The 19,971-nt window shown below is 66.9% G+C and carries 17 protein-coding genes and 1 pseudogene; 9 read left to right on the plus strand and 9 right to left on the minus strand.

Going from position 1 to position 19,971, the window contains the following annotated elements; genetic code table 11:
• Positions 1–8: 8 nt before the first annotated feature.
• Together L6444_RS25285 and L6444_RS25290 are read right to left on the minus strand one after the other, a co-directional pair.
• Positions 9–1,568 carry a flavin-containing monooxygenase gene (locus L6444_RS25285; protein WP_236977902.1) on the minus strand — a complete coding sequence of 520 codons (1,560 nt, stop codon included), beginning with the start codon at positions 1,566–1,568 and terminating at the stop codon, positions 9–11.
• Positions 1,565–2,434, minus strand: coding sequence for an alpha/beta hydrolase (locus L6444_RS25290; protein ID WP_236977903.1), 870 nt, complete (start codon positions 2,432–2,434; stop codon positions 1,565–1,567). Before L6444_RS25290 ends, L6444_RS25285 begins: the two co-directional genes overlap by 4 nt.
• Positions 2,435–2,668: 234 nt before the next feature.
• Between L6444_RS25290 and L6444_RS25295 the strand changes: the two genes are divergently transcribed.
• The 3 genes from L6444_RS25295 to L6444_RS25305 are packed head-to-tail and all read left to right on the plus strand — an operon-like array spanning position 2,669 to position 5,426.
• On the plus strand, positions 2,669–3,076 hold the full coding sequence (locus L6444_RS25295; RefSeq protein WP_236977904.1) for a Zn-ribbon domain-containing OB-fold protein: 408 nt from the start codon (positions 2,669–2,671) through the stop codon (positions 3,074–3,076).
• Entirely contained in the window at positions 3,073–4,203 is a 1,131-nt protein-coding gene (locus L6444_RS25300; RefSeq protein ID WP_236977905.1) for a thiolase family protein, read from the plus strand. The genes L6444_RS25295 and L6444_RS25300 overlap by 4 nt, the downstream gene beginning before the upstream one ends.
• Before the next feature lie 8 nt (positions 4,204–4,211).
• Positions 4,212–5,426 (plus strand): cytochrome P450, encoded by a 1,215-nt coding sequence (locus L6444_RS25305; RefSeq protein WP_236977907.1) that lies wholly within the window; start codon positions 4,212–4,214, stop codon positions 5,424–5,426.
• A 60-nt stretch (positions 5,427–5,486) separates the two neighbouring features.
• Here L6444_RS25305 and L6444_RS25310 read toward each other — a convergent pair whose 3' ends face one another.
• From L6444_RS25310 to L6444_RS25325, 4 genes are all read right to left on the minus strand, one after another.
• Positions 5,487–6,824: a DEAD/DEAH box helicase gene (locus L6444_RS25310; RefSeq protein ID WP_236977909.1), complete on the minus strand. Its 1,338-nt coding sequence runs from the start codon at positions 6,822–6,824 to the stop codon at positions 5,487–5,489.
• Between the two features lie 236 nt (positions 6,825–7,060).
• A complete protein-coding gene (locus L6444_RS25315; RefSeq protein WP_236977911.1) occupies positions 7,061–7,819 on the minus strand; it encodes a YoaK family protein in 759 nt (252 codons plus the stop codon).
• Positions 7,820–7,948: 129 nt separating this feature from the next.
• The gene (locus L6444_RS25320) at positions 7,949–9,079 is read right to left on the minus strand and encodes a fatty acid desaturase family protein (protein ID WP_236977913.1); all 1,131 of its coding nucleotides are present in this window, start codon (positions 9,077–9,079) and stop codon (positions 7,949–7,951) included.
• A gap of 9 nt (positions 9,080–9,088) precedes the next feature.
• On the minus strand, positions 9,089–10,201 hold the full coding sequence (locus tag L6444_RS25325) for a ferredoxin reductase (protein ID WP_236977915.1): 1,113 nt from the start codon (positions 10,199–10,201) through the stop codon (positions 9,089–9,091).
• Between the two features lie 440 nt (positions 10,202–10,641).
• Between L6444_RS25325 and L6444_RS25330 the strand changes: the two genes are divergently transcribed.
• The 5 genes and pseudogenes from L6444_RS25330 to L6444_RS25350 all read left to right on the plus strand — a co-directional run bounded on the left by L6444_RS25330 (position 10,642) and on the right by L6444_RS25350 (position 15,690).
• Positions 10,642–11,508: a PucR family transcriptional regulator gene (locus L6444_RS25330; protein ID WP_236977917.1), complete on the plus strand. Its 867-nt coding sequence runs from the start codon at positions 10,642–10,644 to the stop codon at positions 11,506–11,508.
• A gap of 254 nt (positions 11,509–11,762) precedes the next feature.
• The gene (locus L6444_RS25335; RefSeq protein ID WP_236977919.1) at positions 11,763–12,203 is read left to right on the plus strand and encodes an STAS domain-containing protein; all 441 of its coding nucleotides are present in this window, start codon (positions 11,763–11,765) and stop codon (positions 12,201–12,203) included.
• 279 nt (positions 12,204–12,482) lie between these two features.
• Positions 12,483–13,700 (plus strand): annotated as a pseudogene (locus L6444_RS25340) (acetyl-CoA acetyltransferase).
• Between the two features lie 2 nt (positions 13,701–13,702).
• Positions 13,703–15,226 (plus strand): carotenoid oxygenase family protein, encoded by a 1,524-nt coding sequence (locus L6444_RS25345; protein WP_236977921.1) that lies wholly within the window; start codon positions 13,703–13,705, stop codon positions 15,224–15,226.
• Positions 15,223–15,690: a VOC family protein gene (locus L6444_RS25350; RefSeq protein ID WP_236977923.1), complete on the plus strand. Its 468-nt coding sequence runs from the start codon at positions 15,223–15,225 to the stop codon at positions 15,688–15,690. Before L6444_RS25345 ends, L6444_RS25350 begins: the two co-directional genes overlap by 4 nt.
• 12 nt (positions 15,691–15,702) lie before the next feature.
• Here L6444_RS25350 and L6444_RS25355 read toward each other — a convergent pair whose 3' ends face one another.
• A complete protein-coding gene (locus L6444_RS25355; protein WP_236977925.1) occupies positions 15,703–16,128 on the minus strand; it encodes a hypothetical protein in 426 nt (141 codons plus the stop codon).
• A gap of 135 nt (positions 16,129–16,263) precedes the next feature.
• Here L6444_RS25355 and L6444_RS25360 point away from each other — a divergent pair, with 135 nt between their 5' ends.
• A complete protein-coding gene (locus L6444_RS25360; protein ID WP_236977927.1) occupies positions 16,264–16,569 on the plus strand; it encodes a hypothetical protein in 306 nt (101 codons plus the stop codon).
• A 3-nt stretch (positions 16,570–16,572) separates the two neighbouring features.
• On the opposite strand, the gene L6444_RS25365 is transcribed toward L6444_RS25360, so the two are convergent.
• Positions 16,573–19,350: a helix-turn-helix transcriptional regulator gene (locus L6444_RS25365; RefSeq protein ID WP_236977929.1), complete on the minus strand. Its 2,778-nt coding sequence runs from the start codon at positions 19,348–19,350 to the stop codon at positions 16,573–16,575.
• A 144-nt stretch (positions 19,351–19,494) separates the two neighbouring features.
• Positions 19,495–19,968 (minus strand): type II toxin-antitoxin system Rv0910 family toxin, encoded by a 474-nt coding sequence (locus L6444_RS25370; RefSeq protein WP_236977931.1) that lies wholly within the window; start codon positions 19,966–19,968, stop codon positions 19,495–19,497.
• Positions 19,969–19,971: the final 3 nt, after the last annotated feature.

Genomic DNA, 19,971 nt, shown 5'->3' on the forward strand with positions numbered 1-19,971 from the left:
TCGCAAATCTACGACGTGCTGGCCTTCGCGCTGCGCAGCTCACTGTTCAACGCCGGCACAAAGGCTGTGACCGATGTCTTGGTCTCGAACCGGTAGTCGTTGAGCGGGAAGGTCCTGCTTGCCCGCTTCGACTGCCGTCCCGAGGTGGGGCGGATGGCGGTGACGTCTCCATGTTGATCGAAGTAGTAGCTGTTGGCGGCGGCGCAGTTGTTGGTGAACCACAGTGACGTAGTCATCTTGCTTGCGACGACCCGGTGGTAACGCTCGGTCGCTTCCCGCGTCACCTCGACCGCCGTCGCGCCGCGCCGGCGTGCTTCCTGAATGACGCGGACGATGTGGCGACCGCCGTTTTCGACCATCACGTGGTAGGCACCCCCCGTCCCCCCGTACGGGCCGTAGATCATGAAATGGTTGGGCAGGCCGGGCATCGTGATCGACTCGTAGGCCTGGTAGCGCTCACGTTCGAAGTAGTCGGCAAGGTTGAAACCATTTCGCCCCACCACGGGTGACCGACGGTAAACCTCGGGTGAGAACGCCATGTGGAAACCCGTGGCCAGGACAATCGCGTCGACGGGGCGGTCCTTGCCGTCGACGGTGCGGATGCCCTCGGGCGTGATCTGTTCGATCGTGTCCGTCACCAGATCGACATTGTCGCGTTCGAACGCCGCGAGATAGGTGTTGCTGAAGCTCGGCCGTTTACAGGCGAAGCCGTAGTCCGGCGTCAATTGCCGGCGCAGCACGGGATCGCAGACTGATCGTTCGAGATGGTCACGCGCCGCGCGCTCGATGCGATGGGCGAACCACGGCGCCTTGGCATGGTGGACGGGCAGTTTGATGGTGAACAGCTCCGAGAGCGCGGTGACGATGCGGTTGCCGAGGCGCGTCGCCAGGGGCACCCGGGTGAACAGGTCCTTCATCCACGGCGGGATGTCTGGATCGAACTTCTTCAGCACCCAGATCGGAGTGCGCTGGTACACGTCCAGGTGGGCGACCTGAGAAGCGATGGCCGGCACGATCTGCAGCGCACTCGCACCTGTACCGACCACCGCGACCCGCTTGCCGGCGATGTCGTAGTTCTCATCCCATGTGGTCGAGTGCATGATTTTGCCGCGGAACTCGCCGATTCCGTCGATCTGGGCGGGCTTGGGCTCGGGGAATACTCCGATCGCACTCACCACGTACCGGGTGGTTATCTCCCGGGTCCCGTTGAGCACCACCCGCCAAACGTGCTCCTGCTCGTCCCAGGTCCGTGACGACACCGACGTGCGCAGTTCGATGTGCGGCTGCAGACCGTATCGATCGACCATGCCGCGCAGGTACGCCCTGACTTCCGCCCCGGGGGCGAACACCCGCGACCAGCCCGGGTTGGGATCGAAGCTGAACTGGTAGGCCATTGCCGGGATGTCGACGGCGACCCCCGGATATCGGTTTGCGTGCCAGACACCGCCAACTCCGTCAGCGCGGTCGACGATCTTGAAGTCGGTGATTCCTGCCTCGCGCAATGCGATACCGACGCCGATTCCCCCGATCCCGGCTCCGATGACAAGAACCTCGTGGTCGGGCGTCATTTCGCCACACAACTTTGCACGAACCGGCCGATAGCCTCAATGGCTTCCTGCGCCTCTGGGAGTTCGTGGGCAAAAAGTTGGTATACGTGCACCATCTCGTAGGCGACCTGCAGATCCACGCTGACCCCAGCGCCACGTGCCCGCTCGGCGACCCGGACGGCGTCGGCCAACAGAATGTCACTGGTGCCGACCTGAACGAGAAGCGGCGGCAGCCCCTTCAGGTCGCCGAACAGCGGCGAGGCGCGCACATCACGCGGATCAGCTCCGGCCAGGTAGCCCGCAACCATTTGCTCCGCCGACTCGCGCGAGCTGACCGGGTCGGCTTCGGCGAACAATTCGATCGTGTCACCGGAAAGGGTGAGATCGGCGAACGGGGACAGCAACACCGCGCAGGCTGGCAGCGGATCCCCGGCGTCACGCAGACCGACCAGCGCGGCCAGCGCCAACCCGCCGCCCGCGGAATCACCGGCTAACACAAGGTGATCCGGATCGGCGCCGTGGTTCAGGAGGGCGTGATACGCGGCGAGGACGTCGTCGTAGGCCGCGGGGAACGGTCGTTCTGGGGCCAGCGAGTAGTCCAGCAGCAGGACGCGCGCGCGGGCGGTTCGCGCGATCCTGGCCCCGAGATCGGCGTAGCCCGCCGAGGAACCCAACATGAATCCGCCCCCGTGCAGATACAGCAGTGTTGCCGGCCCGGGCTCGCCTACTTCGACCTGCCTGCCCGGGACCCCGCCGACGACCACATCCTTCACCACCGCGTCGGGTGCCGGCCCTGGCAGCATCCGGTCGAACCCCTCGCGCATCCCGGCCAGGTCGACACCGCCTCCGTGCCATGCCCCATAGGCGGCGGTGGCTATGGCATTCACCCGCTTTGACACCACCAGTCATCACTTCCTTCGTCCAGGGCGGTCGCCGCCACGCACCAGAATGAGCAAACCATAGTTTGTTCATTGAGGGCAAGAGGTCTCCAAGAAATGCCCGGTCCGAGGTTTGGTTTTGATCTGCTGGCTTAGCCTTTAGTTGACTTTATGTTTGTTTAAAAGCTAACGTGCCCTCAGGCACTCACCCCGAGGGCCCGTTCGAGGGAGGACAGCGCGTCCGTGCCTGCTTCGCCCACCCATAAGAGTGCCGCCCCGGCACCCGACCCGCGCCCGGTCATCCGCGTCCACGGCGATTTCGCCATGGTCGCTGGCGTGCGTTGCATCGCTTGCGGGCATCCCCTGATCGAGCAGGTGGACGCCTGCCCGGTGTGCCGCGCGCGGGTGAGCCGGGACAATTTCGGGCCCGGCGGCACCGTATTCGCCGCAACCGTCCTGCGCATCGCCCTGCCCGAACGCCCGCCGCCCTACGGCCTCGCCTACGTGGATCTCGACGGCGGTCCCCGCATCCTGGCCCATGGCTACGCCGACCGCGACACCTGCAGACCGTTGGCACCCGGGGACCGGGTGCGACTGACCGGGCAGACCGCCCTCGGCGATCCGCTCGTCGAGCTCGAAACTCCGCTATGAGACCGGCGATATGGGGCGTTGGCACAACGTCGTTCGGCAAGCAACCGGGCCGGTCGGCGGGCGCACTGGTCCGCGAGGCGGTGCACGAGGCCTTCGCCGATGCCGACGTCACCGAAGTGGACGCGGTTTACGCCGGCACCGTATTCGGGGCGCCCGGGTCGACACAGCGCGCGCTGCAAACCACCGGGGTGATCGACGTTCCGATCGTCACCGTCGAGAACGCCTGCGCCAGCGGCACAACGGCGTTCCACGAGGCCGCTCAGGCGGTCTCGACCGGGCGCTACGAACGGGTGCTGGCCCTCGGGTTCGAGACCATGACGACCCAGTTCGCGACCGCGATCGTTCCCGAGGAAACCGACCGCGAAGGCCGAACCGGCCTGGCGATGCCGGGGATCTACGCGATGGCCGCGAGCCGTTACGTCGCGGAGTTCGGCGTCACCCCGGCCCAACTCGCGGCCGTCGCGGTCAAGAACCGCCGCCACGGCGCCGCCAACCCCAGGGCACAACACGGCAGCGTGGTCACCGCGCAGGAGGTCCTGGCCTCGCGCATGATCGCCGACCCGCTGACCCTGCTGCAGTGCTGCTCGATCTCCGACGCCGCGGCGGCGGCGGTTATCGGACCCCCCAGGCACGATCGGGAGGTCCTGCTGCGCGGCAGTGCCTTGTGTTCCGGCGGACTCTGGGACCACCGCTGCACCCGTGTGTGGGGGTGGAACCTCATCAACCGGACCGCCGAGCTGGCCTACCAGACTGCCGGGATCGGGCCCGAGGACGCAGACCTGTTCGAAGTGCATGACGCGTTCACCATCGGGGAGATCGTCACGGTGGAAGCCCTGGGGCTAGCGAAGCTCGGTGACGGGGCCCAGCTAGCCGTCGACGGCACCAGCGCGCTCGGCGGCCGCTCCCCAGTGAACCCATCCGGCGGACTGCTGGCCAGGGGCCACCCGCTCGGCGCCACCGGGCTCGCGCAGGTTGCGGAGGCGGTCTGGCAGCTGCGCGGCCGGGCCAGGAACCGCCAGGTCGACGGGGCCCGGCTCGCTGTCGTCGAAACCATGGGCGGCGGCGCCGCCGGCGTGGACGGCAACGGATGCGTGGTTGCGGTTCTGGAAGGGGTTGGACCGACGTGATCACCAGGGTGGACGACAATCTGCTCTCACCGGCGAACGTGGCCGATCCGTATCCGGCGCTCGCACAGCTGCTGGCAGAGGGCCCAGTTCGATGGAGCAACGCGCACGAAGCCTGGATGGTGCTCGGCCACGCGAGCCTAATTCAGGCGCTGCGGGACGGCAGCCTGTCATCCGACCGGGTCATGCCCGTGTTCGAGACCCAGCTGTCACCCGAGGCCAGACAGCAGCGGGCCCCCACTTTCGAGGTTCTCCGCCATTGGATGGTGTTCAACGACCCGCCGAATCACACCCGACTGCGCGCACTGGTCAGCCGGGCCTTCACCCCACGCTCAATCGAGCGCCTTACGCCCAGAATCGAGCAGATCGTCGCCGACACCCTCGACGAGTTGCAGGACCGGGGCACTGTCGACCTGATCCGCGACTTCGCCTTTCCGATCCCGGCCATCGTCATCGCGGAGTTGCTCGGCGTCCCCGTCGCGGATCGCGACCTGTTCAAAGATTGGTCCGACTGCATCATGACGTTGGTCTTCGGCGGATCCACTACCGTCGACCGGCGTGAACGCGGCCAGGACGGGTTGCTCGAACTGGGAGCCTACCTGCGGTCGCGCGTCGCGGACGCCCGTTCCGGCCGCGCGGACAACATGCTGGGCATGCTGGCGACCGCCCAAGATGGTGACGACACCCTGACCGAGGACGAAATCGTCGCCACCTGCACACTGCTGCTGTTTGCCGGACATGAGACGACGACGAACCTGATCGGAAACGGCGCCCGCGCATTGCTGGAGCATCCCGCCGAGTTGGTCCGTTTCCGAACCGATCCGGGCGTCGCCCGCACTGCCATTGAGGAGATCCTGCGCTTCGACGGCCCCTCGAAGGTGGAAGTCCGCCGAGTCGTGCGACCCGTGAGCTTGGGCGGATGCGAGCTGCGAGAAGGCCAGCAGGTCCTGTTGCTGCAAGCCGCCGCCAACCGCGATCCCGACCAGTTCGATAACCCCACCCTGTTCGATCTCACGCGTTACCCGAACCGCCATGTCGGCTTCGGGTTCGGCCTGCACCACTGCCTGGGTGCGTCGCTTGCCCGGCTCGAGGGCGCGATCGCGCTGCGGAGGCTCTTCGAGCGCTTCCCTGCACTAGCGCCCGCAGGCCCGGACCCGACGTGGCACCCCGTGCTCATCAGCCGGGGCATGTCGTCCTACCGCGTCAATCTCGGCCACCCACGATAAGCATTGGCGATAAGCGGGCCGACGCGAACCGCCACGACCCGAAAACCCTAGCGACGATGCTTACCGCGTACCGGCCTGCTGCGGCCGCACCGCGCGGCGCCGCCGCGTCCCCTGCCGCGCACCGGAGTCACCGACCGGACCCTGAACACGATGTCCCCGAACAGGTTTGCGCCCTCGCGCCGCCGACGGCCGGCTCCTGGCCGGCTGACTGGGCGCGACTGCGGGCGGATATGCCGGCATGGCGACCTCACCGACCAGCACGTGCACCGACTCCGAATCGGCCGTAACTTGTTGCGGGCGAACGTCGATGCCGGCCTTACGCATCAGCGACTGCTGGTCGCGACGTTGTTCGGGCAGCACCACGGTGACCACGTCACCGGCATTGCCGGCCCGCGCGGTGCGACCGGAGCGGTGCAGGTAAGCCTTGTGGTCAGCCGGCGGGTCCACATGGACGACCAGTTCCACGTCGTCGACATGCACGCCGCGCGCCGCGATGTCGGTGGCGACCAGGACGCGGGCCTCGCCGCTGCTGAACGCCGCCAGGTTGCGGTCGCGAGCGGGTTGAGAAAGGTTGCCGTGCAAGTCAACTGACGGAACACCGGACTGGGTGAGCTGCTTGGCGAGCTTGCGCGCCTGATGCTTGGTGCGCATGAACAACACTCGGCGACCGGTGCCGGAGGCCAGTCGGTGCACGAGTTCCTTCTTGGCCTCGGCACCGGTGACGTGGAACACGTGGTGGGTCATCGCGGCCACCGGCGACTCGGCGGAATCGACACTGTGTGTCACCGGGGTGTTCAGGAAACGCCGCACCAGCTTGTCGACGCCGTTGTCCAGGGTCGCCGAGAACATCATGCGTTGGCCACCCGTCGGTGTCGCCGCCAGGATTCGGGTAACCGACGGCAGGAAACCCAGGTCGGCCATGTGGTCGGCTTCGTCGAGCACGGTCACCTGGATTTTGTCCAGGCTGAGCAGGCGCTGCTTCATCAGGTCTTCCAGGCGGCCCGGGCACGCGACGACGATGTCGATGCCGGCCCGCAGCGCCGCCACCTGGCGGCCCTGCGGCACGCCGCCGAAGATCGTGGTGACCTTCAGGCCGTGAACGGCCGCCAACGGCTGCAGGACAGCGGCGATCTGAGTGGCCAGTTCACGGGTGGGCGCCAGGATCAAACCGGCCGGGCCGGACGAACGACGGGCGCCGGCCAGCCGCTCGACCAGCGGGATACAAAACGCCAGCGTCTTTCCGCTGCCGGTCTTGCCGCGACCAAGCGCGTCGTGCCCGGCCAGGGTGTCTGGCAGGGTCGCGACCTGGATTGGGAACGGTGAGGAGATGCCGCGGGCCGACAGCGCACGGACGGTCGCTTCGCCGACACCGAGTTCGGCGAAAGAAGGTGTGGTCATATCAAAGTGCTTTCACGTCTGGATGCGCCGATCGTGGCGCAGCTTGGCGAGATTGCCGGTGGGCAAAATCGATCGCCGTAAGAGAGCCGATGCGGGTGCACGGACAGCTACGTTCAATGGCTTCGGGGGCCGGGGAGAGAACGGTGTACGCGGAGGCGATTGTCACGCGTAACGCTTGTTGCCCACCCTATCACGGGGTGGCCGGGCATCCCGAATCGTCGGTGCGGGCATCCAGTTCAGGCAACAGCCACCTCGGCGGCCCGGTCTTGCGGTTCCTTCCGGTATCCGCGGCTGTGCAACAGATTTGCCGCCGCCACCGCCACACACATGGCAGCCGGAACCACCAGCGCATACCCCCCGATCCGGGCACCGATCAGCAACCCCGCGATGGCACCGACCAAGAACAGCAACAGCGTCACCGAAAGGATTGCGGCCTTCCACTTCTCGATTCCGTGCTCGCGACTGCGGCCCAGCATCAGCCCGAGATCGGTGACGGTGCCGGTGAAGTGGGTGGTGCGCACGGCCATGCCGCGGAAACTCGACGTCAGCGCGTTCTGCAGGCCAAGGGCGGTGGCAGCGAAAAACGCTTGCGCCGCGGCCAGTTCCACGCCGAACGACTCGATCTGCGTCCTGACGAAGGGTTCCTCGACGCCCAGTGCAGCCAGCAGCAACAGTCCAGCCTCAAGCGTCAGCACTACCGCATGTCGGCGTCCGGTGATGCCGTCGGTGGGTGCCAGTAGCGCCCCGGCCATCGTCGCGCCGGCCAGGAATCCGATCAGGATCGCAGCCAGCATGTGGCCTTCGTACAACCACGGGTTGGCGGTGTTCATCCCGATCTGCGTGGTGACAGCGGTGAGATTGCCGACCGGGAAGGCCAGGATCAGCAGCGCGACCGCATTGACGAATCCCGCGATCAGCGCCAGGACCGCACTGTAGGCGAGCATCTGCGCACGAGGAGGATGCCCGTCCGCGCGGGCCGGATTGGGCTGCGGCATAGCTGCCCTCTACCCGCCGACCGCGTCCACACAAACCCTGCGCCGCGCCGTCGAACTCCCTCGCTGCTCCCGGAATCGTTAGGCGGCAATGGTTTACGATGAAGTTAGGAGTTTTATCTGAACACGCGATCAGGCGGCGTTGGCTTGCCGCGGCCTTGAAAAGATCGTCTCGGCCGCCTTGCGCGGGAAGTCGTTGGGCAGCGACAGCCGGAACACCTTCTTCCAGGCCGAGGCGACCTGGTGCGGCAGGCTGCCGGTGGTGTAGGTGAGTCCGTAGCGCTCGAATATCTCCTGCACTTTCGCCGCGATCTCCTGGTAGCGGTTGCTGGGCAGGTCCGGATAGAGGTGGTGCTCGATCTGGAACGACAGGTTGCCGGTCATGAAGTGCAGCACCGCGTTGCCGCTGATGTTGGCCGAACCGAGCATCTGGCGCAGGTACCACTGGCCGCGGGTCTCACCCACGATCGAGGTCTTCTCGTAGGTCTGTACGCCTTCCGGGAAATGCCCGCACATGATGACCGAGTGTGTCCATAGATTCCGGACCAGGTTGGCGGTCAGATTCGCCGTTATGGTCGTGACCGCCGAGGGTCCCGACAGCAGTGGGTGTAGTACGTAGTCGCGCATCAGGTGCTTGCGCACCTTGGCCACAACCTTGGCGCCCTGACGGCGGAATTCGTCTTTGTCGCTACGCCCCTGCAGGTACTTGCCGATCTCGAGATCGTATGCGGCGATGCCATATTGGAACAGGCAGGCATTGATCAGGTTCCACAGCGGCTGAGCCAGGTAGAACGGCTTCCAGCGCTGGTTCTCGTCGACCCGCATGATCCCGTATCCCAGGTCATGGTCTTTGCCGAGCACATTGGTGTAGGCGTGGTGCACCTCGTTGTGCGAGTGCTTCCACATCTGTGCCGGGGAGGCGTTGTCCCACTCCCAACTGGTGGAGTGGATCTTGGGATCGCGCATCCAGTCCCACTGGCCGTGCATCACGTTGTGCCCGATCTCCATGTTCTCCACGATCTTGGAGACCGACAAGCCCGCAGTCCCCACCAGCCATGCCGGCGGAAACAACGAGAACAGCAGCACCGCACGGCTGGCGAGCTCGAGCCTGCGCTGTCCGTCGATGACCCGGCGGATGTAGGCGGCGTCCCGCTCGCCGCGGCCGGCGAGCACGTTTTCCCGGATCGCGTCCAGCTCGCGACCCAAGTTTTCGATGTCTTCGTCGGACAGGTGGGCGGTTGGATCCGCTTGGGCGGCAGTCATGTTGGCTCCTTACAGGTCGATCTCGCAGGCGCCTGCGGCGGCTGACACGCAGGTTTGGACTTGCACGTTGTCCCCGGCGGTGGTGATCTCGCCGTTGCGCAGGTCACGCACCGCGCCCTGCTTCAGGGGCGCGACGCAGCCGAAGCAGATTCCCATCCGGCATCCCGACGGCATCAACACCCCGGCGGACTCGCCGGCGTCGAGCAAGGTCTGAGCTCCCTCGGCGGCTACCACGCTGCCGGTTTTCGCAAAGGTCACCGCGCCGCCTTCGCCGGTGGCGATGACGGCCGGACGGAATCGTTCGATGTGCAGCCGGTCGGCGATTGCGTCGGCGGTCCATCGTTGTTCGAGGGCATTGAGCAGTCCGGCCGGACCGCACGCCCAGGTCTGACGCTCGGCGAAGTCGGGGACGATCTCGTCCAGGCGTGCCACGTCGAGCATGCCGTCGACGTCGGTGTGCTTCTCCACCAACCGGATTCGGCCCTGACGGGCCAGCATGCGCAGGTCCCAGCCGAAGATCGCGTCGTCGGCAGTGGGTGCGGAATGCACGACGACGATGTCGGGGTCACCGACGCCGCCCAGGTTGCGCAGCATCCCCATCACCGGGGTGATGCCGCTGCCGGCGGTGAGGAACAGGATCTTGGCGGGTGGCTGGTCGCCGAGGGTGAAGTCGCCGGTCGCCTGGTCGAGTTGGACGACGGCGCCGACGGTGGCGCGTCGGACCAGGTGGTTGCTGACCACGCCGTCGGGGATCGCCTTGACGGTGATCGCGAGGCAACCGTCACGCCGGTGGGTCTTGGAGGTCAGCGAGTACGCCCGCCAGTGTCGGACGCCGTCGACGTCGACGCCGACCCGGACGTATTGGCCGGGGATGTGGGGGCGCCAGCCGCGGCCCGGCCTGATCAGCAGGGTGGCGGCGTCGCGGGTCTCCGGGTGGATCGCCACGATCCGCCCGCGCAGGCTCACTCCGGAGCGCAGCGGATCGATCACGTCGAGGTAGTCGGCGGGAACCAGCGGCGTGGCCAGTGGCATGGCTACCCGCTCGGCAAACTTCAGCACGCGCTGACGCAGTGCGCCGGCGAAGGTGGGCCCGGCTGCCGCTCGGCCTGCGGTGGTGGTCATGTCCACCATATTGGTTGTTCACGGATGTAAACTCTTGGACGTAAAACGTGAAATTCATCGGTTATTTTGTTCAGAAAGAATAGATTTGTCGGATTCGGCACCACGCCTCGCTGGCCTCCAGCTGGACGAACCCGTGGTCAGAGCGCTGGAGGCGAGCCTGCCGGCGATGGCCGAGCGCACCGTGACGGCTATCACCATCGAGGTGCCCAGTTACGCCGACGCGTTCAGCGGGCACATGGGCCAGAACATCGAGAACGCGGTACAGACGTCGCTGGGGGTGTTCCTGCGGCTGGCCACCCGCGCCGCGGATTCCGACCCCGGCCCGCCGCTGTCGCCCGCCCTCGATGGCGCCTACGAACTCGGCCGCGGCGAGGCCCGCCAGGGCCGTTCCATCGACGCGTTGCTGTCGGCGTTTCGGGTGGGCGCGCGGGTGGCTTGGCGTGAGTTGTCCACGACGGCGGTGGCAGCAGGGGCTGCCGGCGGCGACCATCGCCCGCTTCGCCGAACTGGTGTTCGCCTACATCGACCAATTGTCCGCGGCCAGCGTGTCCGGCCACGCCGACGAGCTGGCCACCTCGGGACGGGTCCGGCAGCGCTACCTCGATCGGCTGGCCCAGGACCTGCTGGCCGGCGAGCCCGCGGCCACCCTGCACGCCGACGCCGACAAAGCGGGCTGGCAGCCGCCCGAAACCCTCACCGTGGTGCTGCTGCCGGTCACCCAAACGCGAAGTCTGGCAGCATATTTCGGCCAATCGACGCTGCAGCTGTCCGAAGACCTGCCCGGCGTCGACCCGGCCGCCGGACTTTCGGCATTGCTGGTGCCGGACATGGCGGGAAGCCAACGGCGTCAATTGATTTCGACGCTATCCAACCGAAATGCATTGGTGGGTCCGGCCCGCCCTTGGTTGGCGGTCAGCTCGTCCTACCGACGCGCACTGCGGGCGCGGGATCTGGTGCACACCGAAAGCACCGACGTGGTCGATACCGACGACCACCTGGTCGAACTGGTACTCGGGGCCGATCGCGAAGCCGCCGCTGACCTGCGGGCCCGCGCACTGGCACCGCTGGCCAACCTGCCGCCGAACACTGCCGAACGACTCACCGAGACGCTGCGCTCGTGGGTGCTGAACCAAGGCCGGCGCGATGCGGTGGCCGCCGACCTGTTCATCCACGCGCAGACCGTGCGCTACCGAATGACTCAACTACGCGAGCTCTACGGCGACCGGCTCAGCGATCCGCGGACAGTGCTGGAACTGACCGTCGCGCTAGGCTTGGAGGCTGAACACCCATCAGGCGTCGGCACCTAATCATGTTCTAGGAGAACATCTTTCATCGGGGGCCGGCGCAGTTGTCCAGCCGCGCACCAGGTGGCCGCTGTCCAAACAGCAGAAACTGGGCTAGGCTTCGTTACTAACAAGTTGAAGGCACAGCCTGTGGACACGCGCAGCAACACATCCAATGACGTCGCGCTCCCCTCGCGAAGTGATGGGCACAGCACTCGTCAGATCTGACTGCGGCGTATCGAATCATTTTGCAGCAACGATCGAATCGAGTTCCGAGGATGATCACTTCGCATTACCCAGACTCCGCAGCACGCGGATTCACCACCCACTCCGGCCCCTGCACCGTCTACTGCAATGGCACCCAGATGCGAGCGTACTGCCGGCACGGGGTGACTGTGGTCCAAGTCACCGGCGAGATCGACGCCACCAACATCGACCGCGTCTACCACTACGCCCATCGATTCGTCGACGTCGCCCCCGGGCTGATCCTCGACCTCAGCGAAGTCGACTTCATGTGCGCCAGAGGCATTTTCGCGTTGTACGCGCTTTCCCACGAATGCCGTATCGCCAGAACCGACTGGATCGTGCTGACCAGCCCGGCCGTGGCCCGACTGCTGGGCGTCGGGGACCCCAACCGGGTGATCCCCGCCACCGACTCGGAGCACCTGGCACTGGCTGGCGTCGCAGGTCACCAGCGGGCGGGCCGGTCGGCGTCCTGACCTCGGAGGCCGATCCGTGCGGGCGGGCGGCGCCGTTCAGGTGGTGCCGGATCTCTGCCAACATGTTTGTCATCGGCCAGAGATGGCAATGATCAAACGGAGGTGGGCGTATCGGCCGGCCTATATGCCCACCGAGGTCCCGTCGGTTCAGCCCGAGAGCCGACGGGACCGCTTTAATTTCCGGGGGGTCGCAGCAGCCGCGAGCCCGTCACCGGGATGGGCGGGGATCACCGGGGATCGCACGGATAACCATGCCGACCTCGGAGTACCGTGCCGCGTATGGACAGCGTGTGGATTCTGGGCGGGTACCAGAGCGACTTCGCCCGCAATCTGACCCGTGAGCAGCGGGACTTCGCCGCGCTGACCGCCGAGGTGGTGGACGCCACGCTGGCCGCGGCCCAGGTGGACGGCGCCGAGATCGAAGTGGTGCACGTCGGGAACGCCTTCGGCGAGATGTTCGCCGCCCAGGGGCACCTCGGTGCCATGCCCGCCACGGTGTGCGGCGACCTGTGGGACACGCCGGCGTCGCGCCACGAGGCCGCCTGCGCCTCGGGCAGCGTCGCCGCGCTTTCGGCGATGGCCGACCTACGCTCGGGATCCTACGACTGTGCGCTGGTCGTCGGCCTCGAATTGGAGAAGACCGTTCCCGGCGACACCGCGGCCCGGTATCTGGGCGCGGCAGCCTGGACGGGCCACGAAGGAGCCCAGGCGCGCTACCTGTGGCCTTCGATGTTCGCCCAGGTCGCCGACGAGTACGACCGGCGCTACGGCCTGGACGACACGCATCTGCGGGCTATCGCCGGCCTTAATTTCGCCAACGCGCGCCGTAACCCCAACGCCCAGACCCGCAGCTGGTCGGTGCCGGACCCGATCACCGACGACGACGCCGTCAACCCGGTCACCGAGGGCCGGTTGCGCCGATTCGACTGCAGCCAGATGACCGACGGCGGCGCAGCAGTGGTGTTGGTTAACGACGGTTATCTCCGCGCGCACCCGTCGGCACGACCCATCGGCCGGATCGACGGGTGGGGGCACCGCACCGTCGGGCTGGGATTACGCCAGAAGTTGGACCGTGCCAACGACGATCCGTATGTCCTGCCGCACGTGCGGGCCGCGGTCCTCGATGCGCTGCGCCGCGCGCAGGCAACCCTGGACGACGTCGACGGCTTCGAGGTGCACGACTGCTTCACCCCCCAGCGAATACCTCGCCATCGACCACATCGGGCTCACCGGGCCCGGCGAATCGTGGAAGGCAATCGAGAACGGCGAAATCGAGATCGGTGGCCGGCTGCCGATCAACCCCAGCGGAGGCTTGATCGGCGGCGGGCACCCCGTCGGGGCGTCCGGGGTGCGCATGCTGCTGGACGCGGCCAAGCAGGTCAGCGGCGCGGCGGGTGACTACCAGGTCGAAGGCGCCCGGCGGTTCGGCACCCTCAACTTCGGTTCGGGGGGAGTACGGCCACCACGGTCAGTTTCGTTGTCAGCAAAGGCGATTGATGATGGACGTGCAGATTGTCGGCAAATACCTGTCCACGCTGCCCGAGGACGACGACCATCCCTACCGTACCGGCCCCTGGCGGCCGCAGACCACCGAGTGGGATGCCGACGACCTGACCGTGCTGGACGGCGAAATCCCGGCCGACCTGGACGGCGTCTACCTGCGCAACACCGAGAACCCGCTGCACCCGGCGTTCAAGACGTATCACCCGTTCGACGGTGACGGCATGGTGCACGTGGTCGGATTCCGGGATGGAAAGGCGTTCTACCGCAACCGTTTTGTGCAGACTGAGGGCTTTCTGGCCGAAAACGAGGCCGGTGGCCCGTTGTGGCCCGGCCTTGCCGAGCCGGTGCAGTTTGCCAAACGCGAAAAAGGCTGGGGTGCACGCGAACTGATGAAAGACGCATCCAGCACCGACGTCGTCGTACACCGCGGCATCGCGCTGACCAGCTTCTACCAGTGCGGCGACCTGTACCGATTGGACCCGTATTCGGGCAACACGCTGGGCAAGGAGAGCTTCAACGGTGGATTCCCGGTCGACTGGGGCGTGTCCGCACATCCCAAGGTGGACAACAAGACCGGCGAGCTGCTGTTCTTCAACTACAGCAAGCAGGACCCGTACATGCATTACGGGGTGGTGGATGCGAACAACGATCTGGCCCACTACGTCGACATCCCGCTGCCCGGACCGCGTCTGCCGCACGACATGGCGTTCACCGAGAACTACGCGATTCTCAACGACTTCCCGCTGTTCTGGGATCCCGCGCTGCTCGAACACCGGGTGCACCTGCCGCGCTACCACCCGGACATGCCCTCGCGATTCGCGGTGATTCCGCGCCGCGGTAACACCGCCGAGATCCGCTGGTTCGAGGCGGATCCGACGTTCGTGCTGCACTTCACCAACGCCTTCGAGGACGGCGACGAAATCGTGCTGGACGGCTTCTTCGAAGGGTCGCCGCAGCCGCTGGAAAGCGGCGCCGGCCCAACTGGCAAATGGGAGAAGCTTTTCCGATTCCTGGCCCTGGACCGAATGCAGGCCAGGCTGCACCGCTGGCGGTTCAACCTGGTGACCGGGGCGGTGCGCGAGGAGCAACTGTCGGACTCGATCACCGAGTTCGGCATGATCAACGCCGACTACGCGACCAGCAACTACCGCTACGTGTATGCCGCGTCCGGCAAGCCGGGCTGGTTCCTGTTCGACGGGCTGGTCAAGCACGATCTGGCCACCGGCAACGAGGACCGCTTCGCATTCGGGGACGGGGTGTACGGCAGCGAGACGGCGATGGCGCCACGCCGAGGAGGCGCAGGTGAGGACGACGGCTACCTGGTCACGCTCGTCACGGACATGAACGCCGACGCCTCCTACTGCCTGGTGTTCGACGCCGCCCGAGTGGGCGACGGCCCGGTATGCAAACTCGCACTGCCCGAACGTGTTTCCAGCGGCACGCATTCAACCTGGGTAGCCGGCACAGAGCTGCGCCGGTGGGCGCACGCGGAGTCGGCGGCGGATGCGGTGGCGTTGTGACCGCCAAGCGGGAAACCCATTGGCCCGCCCGGTTGGCGTCGATCGGTGGCATCCGATTCGCCCGGCGCTCGGCGAACTACGCCGAGACGGTGCGGTTCTACCGCGAGCTGGTGGGGCTGCCGCTGCACGAGACGTTCAGCGAGAGCTACGGCAGCACCGGCGCGATCTTCGGGCTGCCGAACTGGAACCTGACGATGGAGATCGTCGAGGCAACCGAGGATGTGCCGGTGGACCCTCACGACCAGCTCTGCCTGTACTTCCCGGACCGGCCGGCCCGCGACGCCGCCGTCGCGCGCCTGCAGGCGGCGGGGCAGCGACCGGTCGAACAGCACCCGTATTGGGCGGCGACGGGCGCGCTCACCTACCGTGATCCCGACGGCCGGGAGGTCGTGTTCGCACCGTTCATCTACGGGGTCAACGAGCCGGCCGACAGCTCGGCCGCGGGCCGGCACGACTTCCAGTAGACCCCGGCGCCGTCAGCGCCGGGCGCCCCCGCCGAACAACGATTCGGCCACCGCCCACAACGCGCACAGCACCGCGCCTCCCGCGGCCACCGCACCAAGGTAGAGCCCGTACTCGGCGCTCACCTGGGCACCGACGTTGCGCTGGTAGTACAGCACCAGCATGCCCACGACAAGCAGCGAAATGATCAGTGCGGCAATCGAAGCCGCACGCTGCGAGAGTCCGCGTCCCACCATCGCGCCGGCCACCAGCATCGCCGAGGACAACAACACGATGAGCTGTCCCGCCCCGAACCCACGGGTGTGCGGCAGGCTGCCGTGGACGCCTCCAATCGCACTGGCCCAACCGCCCTTCGACGTCAGCCACGGCAGCCAGGTGCTGGCCGACAGCACCACGGCGCACAGCGCAACCAGCCAACCGGGGCGGGGACGGCGACTCATGGTTGCGAGGTTAACCCGTCGCCTCCCGCAGGCCGGCGCGGTGACACCGTCCGAGCCGACGCAGGTGGAGTTTTCCCACCAATACCAGGGAAAACCCTGGTTCGCCGACGCCCGCCGCGGACTATCGTTGCGTCAGTGAGCCCGCCGGCCGAGCCGTACTTCCTGGTCGAGTGGTATCGCCCTGACCTAGTCGAGCGGTACCGCGACGAGCCGATCGACTGGCTGGGTTTGCCGACGGCAAACGCGACCGCTGCGAGTCATCCGGTGCGGTTGCTGTTGACGGTGGCCACCCCGGCCGACGAAACGGTGTTCGGCCTGTTCAGCGCCGACTGCGCGGATGCGGTGGTTCAGAGCTGCCAACTGGCCGGCTGGCCGGTCGACCGGATCACCTCCGGCGTCGACGTGAAATTCAGACCGACGACGGCCGACCGCCGACGGTGAGGCTCAGCCGCGACTCGCGGCGTTATCGCCGCCGCTGAGCTTGGCGTGCAGCTGCGAGCGCGAGCGGACGCCGAGTTTGCGGTACACCCGGGACAGGTTCATTTCCACCGTCTTCGGCGAGACGAACAGCTCGGCGGCGATGTCGCGGTTGGACAGCCCGACGGCAGCGCGCTCGGCGATACGCAACTCCGCCGGGGTCAGCCCACCCCCGTCGGAGGCGGCGGCGTTGACCCGCGCCAAGTCGGCCCGGGCGCGGGCCGCCCACAACGGCGCGCCGACGGCGTCGAACCCGTCGAGCGCCTCGGTGAGCGTTTCGACCGCCGCCTGCCGCCGCCGGCGACGGCGCTGCAGCTGGCCCAACAGCAACTGGGTGCGTGCCCGCTCGAAGGGCATCGGCAGCCGCGCATGGTGTGCCAGCGCCTGCTCGGCGAGCTCCGCGGCGGCGCCCAGGTCCCCCTGCGCGGAAAGTAGCATCGCCCGGCCCCGCGCCGCCGTCGTCAACATCCAGGGCCGGTCCAGCCGTGCGCCGTTGGTTTCCAGCGCGGCCACCAGGGGTTCGGCGTCATCGAGGTGACCCAGGGCCACCAGGGTCTCGATCGCGTCGGGCAGGAATCCACCCACCACGATCTCGGTGCCGTGGATCGGGTCGAATACATCCAGCATCGGCTTGAGCAACATATGGGCGGCTTCGTAATTGCGCAGCGACACCTCCAGGAAGACCAGGGGCGCGGTGGCCGCCGCGATCTTGAAACCGAAGCCGTTCCCGGCGGCGGCGTCGATCGCCGCGTTGGCCGCGAGCCGAGCTTCGTCCTCGCTGCCGCGGTGAGCGGCGACGGCGGCCTGGCACGTCAGCGCGTCGATGAGCGACAGCGCGCCGCCGATCTGCTTGGCATGCTGCACCATCTCGTCGGCGGCTTGCGCCGCATCGTCGAAATTGCCCAGCCAGAGTTCGACCGTCGTGCTGAATTGGGCGGCCCAGACGACGTCGACCTCGTTGCCGCGATCTATGCAGCGTTGCGTTATCGCGGCCATCTTGGCGCGCGCGTCGTGCAGGTTGCCGGTCCAGGTCTGATTGACCGCGGCCACTGCGCTGGGTTGCAGGGTGATCGGAGCGGGGACATCATGGTTCTCCAGTTCGAGCGCGGTACGCAGCGCGTCCTCGTCGGTGCCCAGTCCGTACATGAAACTCACGTGCGCCCACAGCGCGAGTGCGTGACTGCGTGCCGTCGCGTCGCCTGCCTTTTCGGCGTCGGCGACCGCGCGCCGGGCGTAGTCGACCGACGAGCTCATGTCGCCGGTGAGGCCGACCGCGAGCGCCAGCAGCAACAGACCCTGCACACGCAGGCCCGGGCTGTCGTCCCCCACCTCGGCGAGGCCCTGCTCGAGCATCGGTACGGCCAGCGTGAAACGGTCACCATATCCATACACGGCGCCACGCAGCATCAGCGCCAGCGCTCGCAGCGTGCCCGGCGGTGTCGTGTCGATGACCTGTTGCAGGTGCTGGTCAGCGCGATCGAAAGCGCCTGCGCGGAAATGCTGTTCGGCGACACCGAGACGCCGTAACGGGTTGTCGCCGCCGAGTCCGATGGCCAGTTCGATCAGTTCGGCGGCAGCGCTGGGCGCGCCGCGCGCGGCTGCTGCGGCGGCAGCTGAGTCCAGCGCCTGCAAGGTCGCCTCGTCGGCACTGACCGCCGCCAGAGCCAGATGTCGGGCACGCAGCTCCGGAATGCCGGTCAGCGACGCCAGGGTGCGGTGCATGGCGCGACGTTGCGAAGCACCGGAATGGACGTACACGCCGTAGGACAACAACGGGTGAGTGAACTGCACCCGGTTTCCATCCAGGACGATAATGCCCTGCTGTTCAACGCTTTCCAGCAGTGCAACCACTTGTTCGACCGAAGTGGAGGTGGCTTGAGCCAGTTCCTCGACGGTGGGATCCGCCGCGCACGCGGTCGCCAGGAGCAACCGGATCGCCTCGGAACCCACAGTCTTCAGATGCTGTTCCACCAGTTCCCGCAATGACGGCGGGAATCCGAGGTGGCCGTCCGCGCGATCCGCGTCGACGGTGCGGGCCAATTCCAGCGCGTAGAACGGGTTGCCGCCCGAGATCTGGTGGATCCGGGTGATCACCGGTCGCGACAAGGTCCGACCCAGCCGGGTAGCGAGCACGGCGTGCAGAGCACCGAGACTCAGTGGACCGAGCTTCAGTCGGTCCACTGCGTCGGGATGGGCGAGTTGCAGCCATGAAACGTCCGGGACTTCAGCAACATTGGTGGGTGCGGTGACCAGCACCCCGACCGGGCCGTTGAACCGGCGCGCGGCATAGCCCACGACGGCCTGACTGGCCGCATCCAGGAACGGCAGGCCGTCGATGGCCACCAGCACCGGCGACTGCCGAGCCATCGACTCCACCACCGACCGAAAAGCCGCAGCAGCCACCCGCTCGTCGGTGGCCGGCCCTTCGGCGCCGCGCAGCAGCACTCGATCCAGCGCCAGATGCTGCACACTCGGCAACCGTTCCAGGACGGCGGGTTCGACGTCGTCGAGCAAGTCTGCCAGCACGGAGAATGTCAGGCGTGTCTCCGACGGGCTGGCCCGCGCGGTGAGTACCCGAAACCCGGCCTGCGCCCCCCGCTGTAGGACTTCGGCCCACAACGTGGTCTTGCCGATACCGGCCTCGCCCTCGATCAGCAACCCTGCCGGGCCCGCGGCGGCGCGCGCTAGAAACGCGCTGACCGCGCGCGTCGCCGCCCCAGCCTCCCTGGCCCGGTGATGCCCCATCGCGCCATGATTTCAGTTATTAGACAGTCATCTCACAGGAATCGCCAAACTTTTTGCTATTGATCTCACGTAGTTGATCAGCTAGCTTGCTTCGCTCGGCAACGACTGCCGATGATCACCGTCCCGCCGTTGTCGACCAACACGTCAGCGGTGCAGAACGCTGTCGCCGTTCGTACCGGGATCGGGACGGGCGAACACCCTGACGAAGTTCTGCAGCGACTCGCTGATGTCGCTGCGCAACGCGGCGGCCACCACCATTCCGATCGGCCCGAACAGCGCCGGCCCGCCGAGGTGGACGTCGAAGCCAACCACCGAGCCGTCGTCCTTCGGCGACACCTTGGCAATCAGCTTCACCTTCACCCCGCCGACACCGTCGCCGTTGAGGGTCATGCCCTCGGGCGGCTTGTACCGCACGATCGTCCACTTGATCCGGTTGGTCATACCTTTGACCTCCACATAGGACTCCAGCACGGTGCCCTTCTCGATGACCTCGGGCAAGGTGCTGCGCCAGACCTTGTGGATGGTCAGCCACTCCTTGTACCGGGACAGATCCGAGGCGTGTTGCCACGCCCGTTCGGGCGGCAACGGGACGTCGATGGCTCCCGACAGTTTCGCCATGCC

It is taken from the genome of Mycobacterium kiyosense, from assembly GCA_021654635.1.
GTDB lineage: Bacteria > Actinomycetota > Actinomycetes > Mycobacteriales > Mycobacteriaceae > Mycobacterium > Mycobacterium kiyosense.

Bases quoted from the DNA above. Each gene is read 5' to 3' on its own strand.
- L6444_RS25315 (WP_236977911.1), bottom strand. From the start codon at position 7,819: ATGCCGCAGCCCAATCCGGCCCGCGCGGACGGGCATCCTCCTCGTGCG.
- L6444_RS25355 (WP_236977925.1), bottom strand. From the start codon at position 16,128: ATGAGTCGCCGTCCCCGCCCCGGTTGGCTGGTTGCGCTGTGCGCCGTG.
- L6444_RS25300 (WP_236977905.1), top strand. From the start codon at position 3,073: ATGAGACCGGCGATATGGGGCGTTGGCACAACGTCGTTCGGCAAGCAA.
- L6444_RS25365 (WP_236977929.1), bottom strand. From the start codon at position 19,350: ATGGGGCATCACCGGGCCAGGGAGGCTGGGGCGGCGACGCGCGCGGTC.
- L6444_RS25335 (WP_236977919.1), top strand. From the start codon at position 11,763: ATGATCACTTCGCATTACCCAGACTCCGCAGCACGCGGATTCACCACC.
- L6444_RS25325 (WP_236977915.1), bottom strand. From the start codon at position 10,201: ATGACCACCACCGCAGGCCGAGCGGCAGCCGGGCCCACCTTCGCCGGC.
- L6444_RS25320 (WP_236977913.1), bottom strand. From the start codon at position 9,079: ATGACTGCCGCCCAAGCGGATCCAACCGCCCACCTGTCCGACGAAGAC.
- L6444_RS25310 (WP_236977909.1), bottom strand. From the start codon at position 6,824: ATGACCACACCTTCTTTCGCCGAACTCGGTGTCGGCGAAGCGACCGTC.
- L6444_RS25370 (WP_236977931.1), bottom strand. From the start codon at position 19,968: ATGGCGAAACTGTCGGGAGCCATCGACGTCCCGTTGCCGCCCGAACGG.
- L6444_RS25345 (WP_236977921.1), top strand. From the start codon at position 13,703: ATGGACGTGCAGATTGTCGGCAAATACCTGTCCACGCTGCCCGAGGAC.
- L6444_RS25285 (WP_236977902.1), bottom strand. From the start codon at position 1,568: ATGACGCCCGACCACGAGGTTCTTGTCATCGGAGCCGGGATCGGGGGA.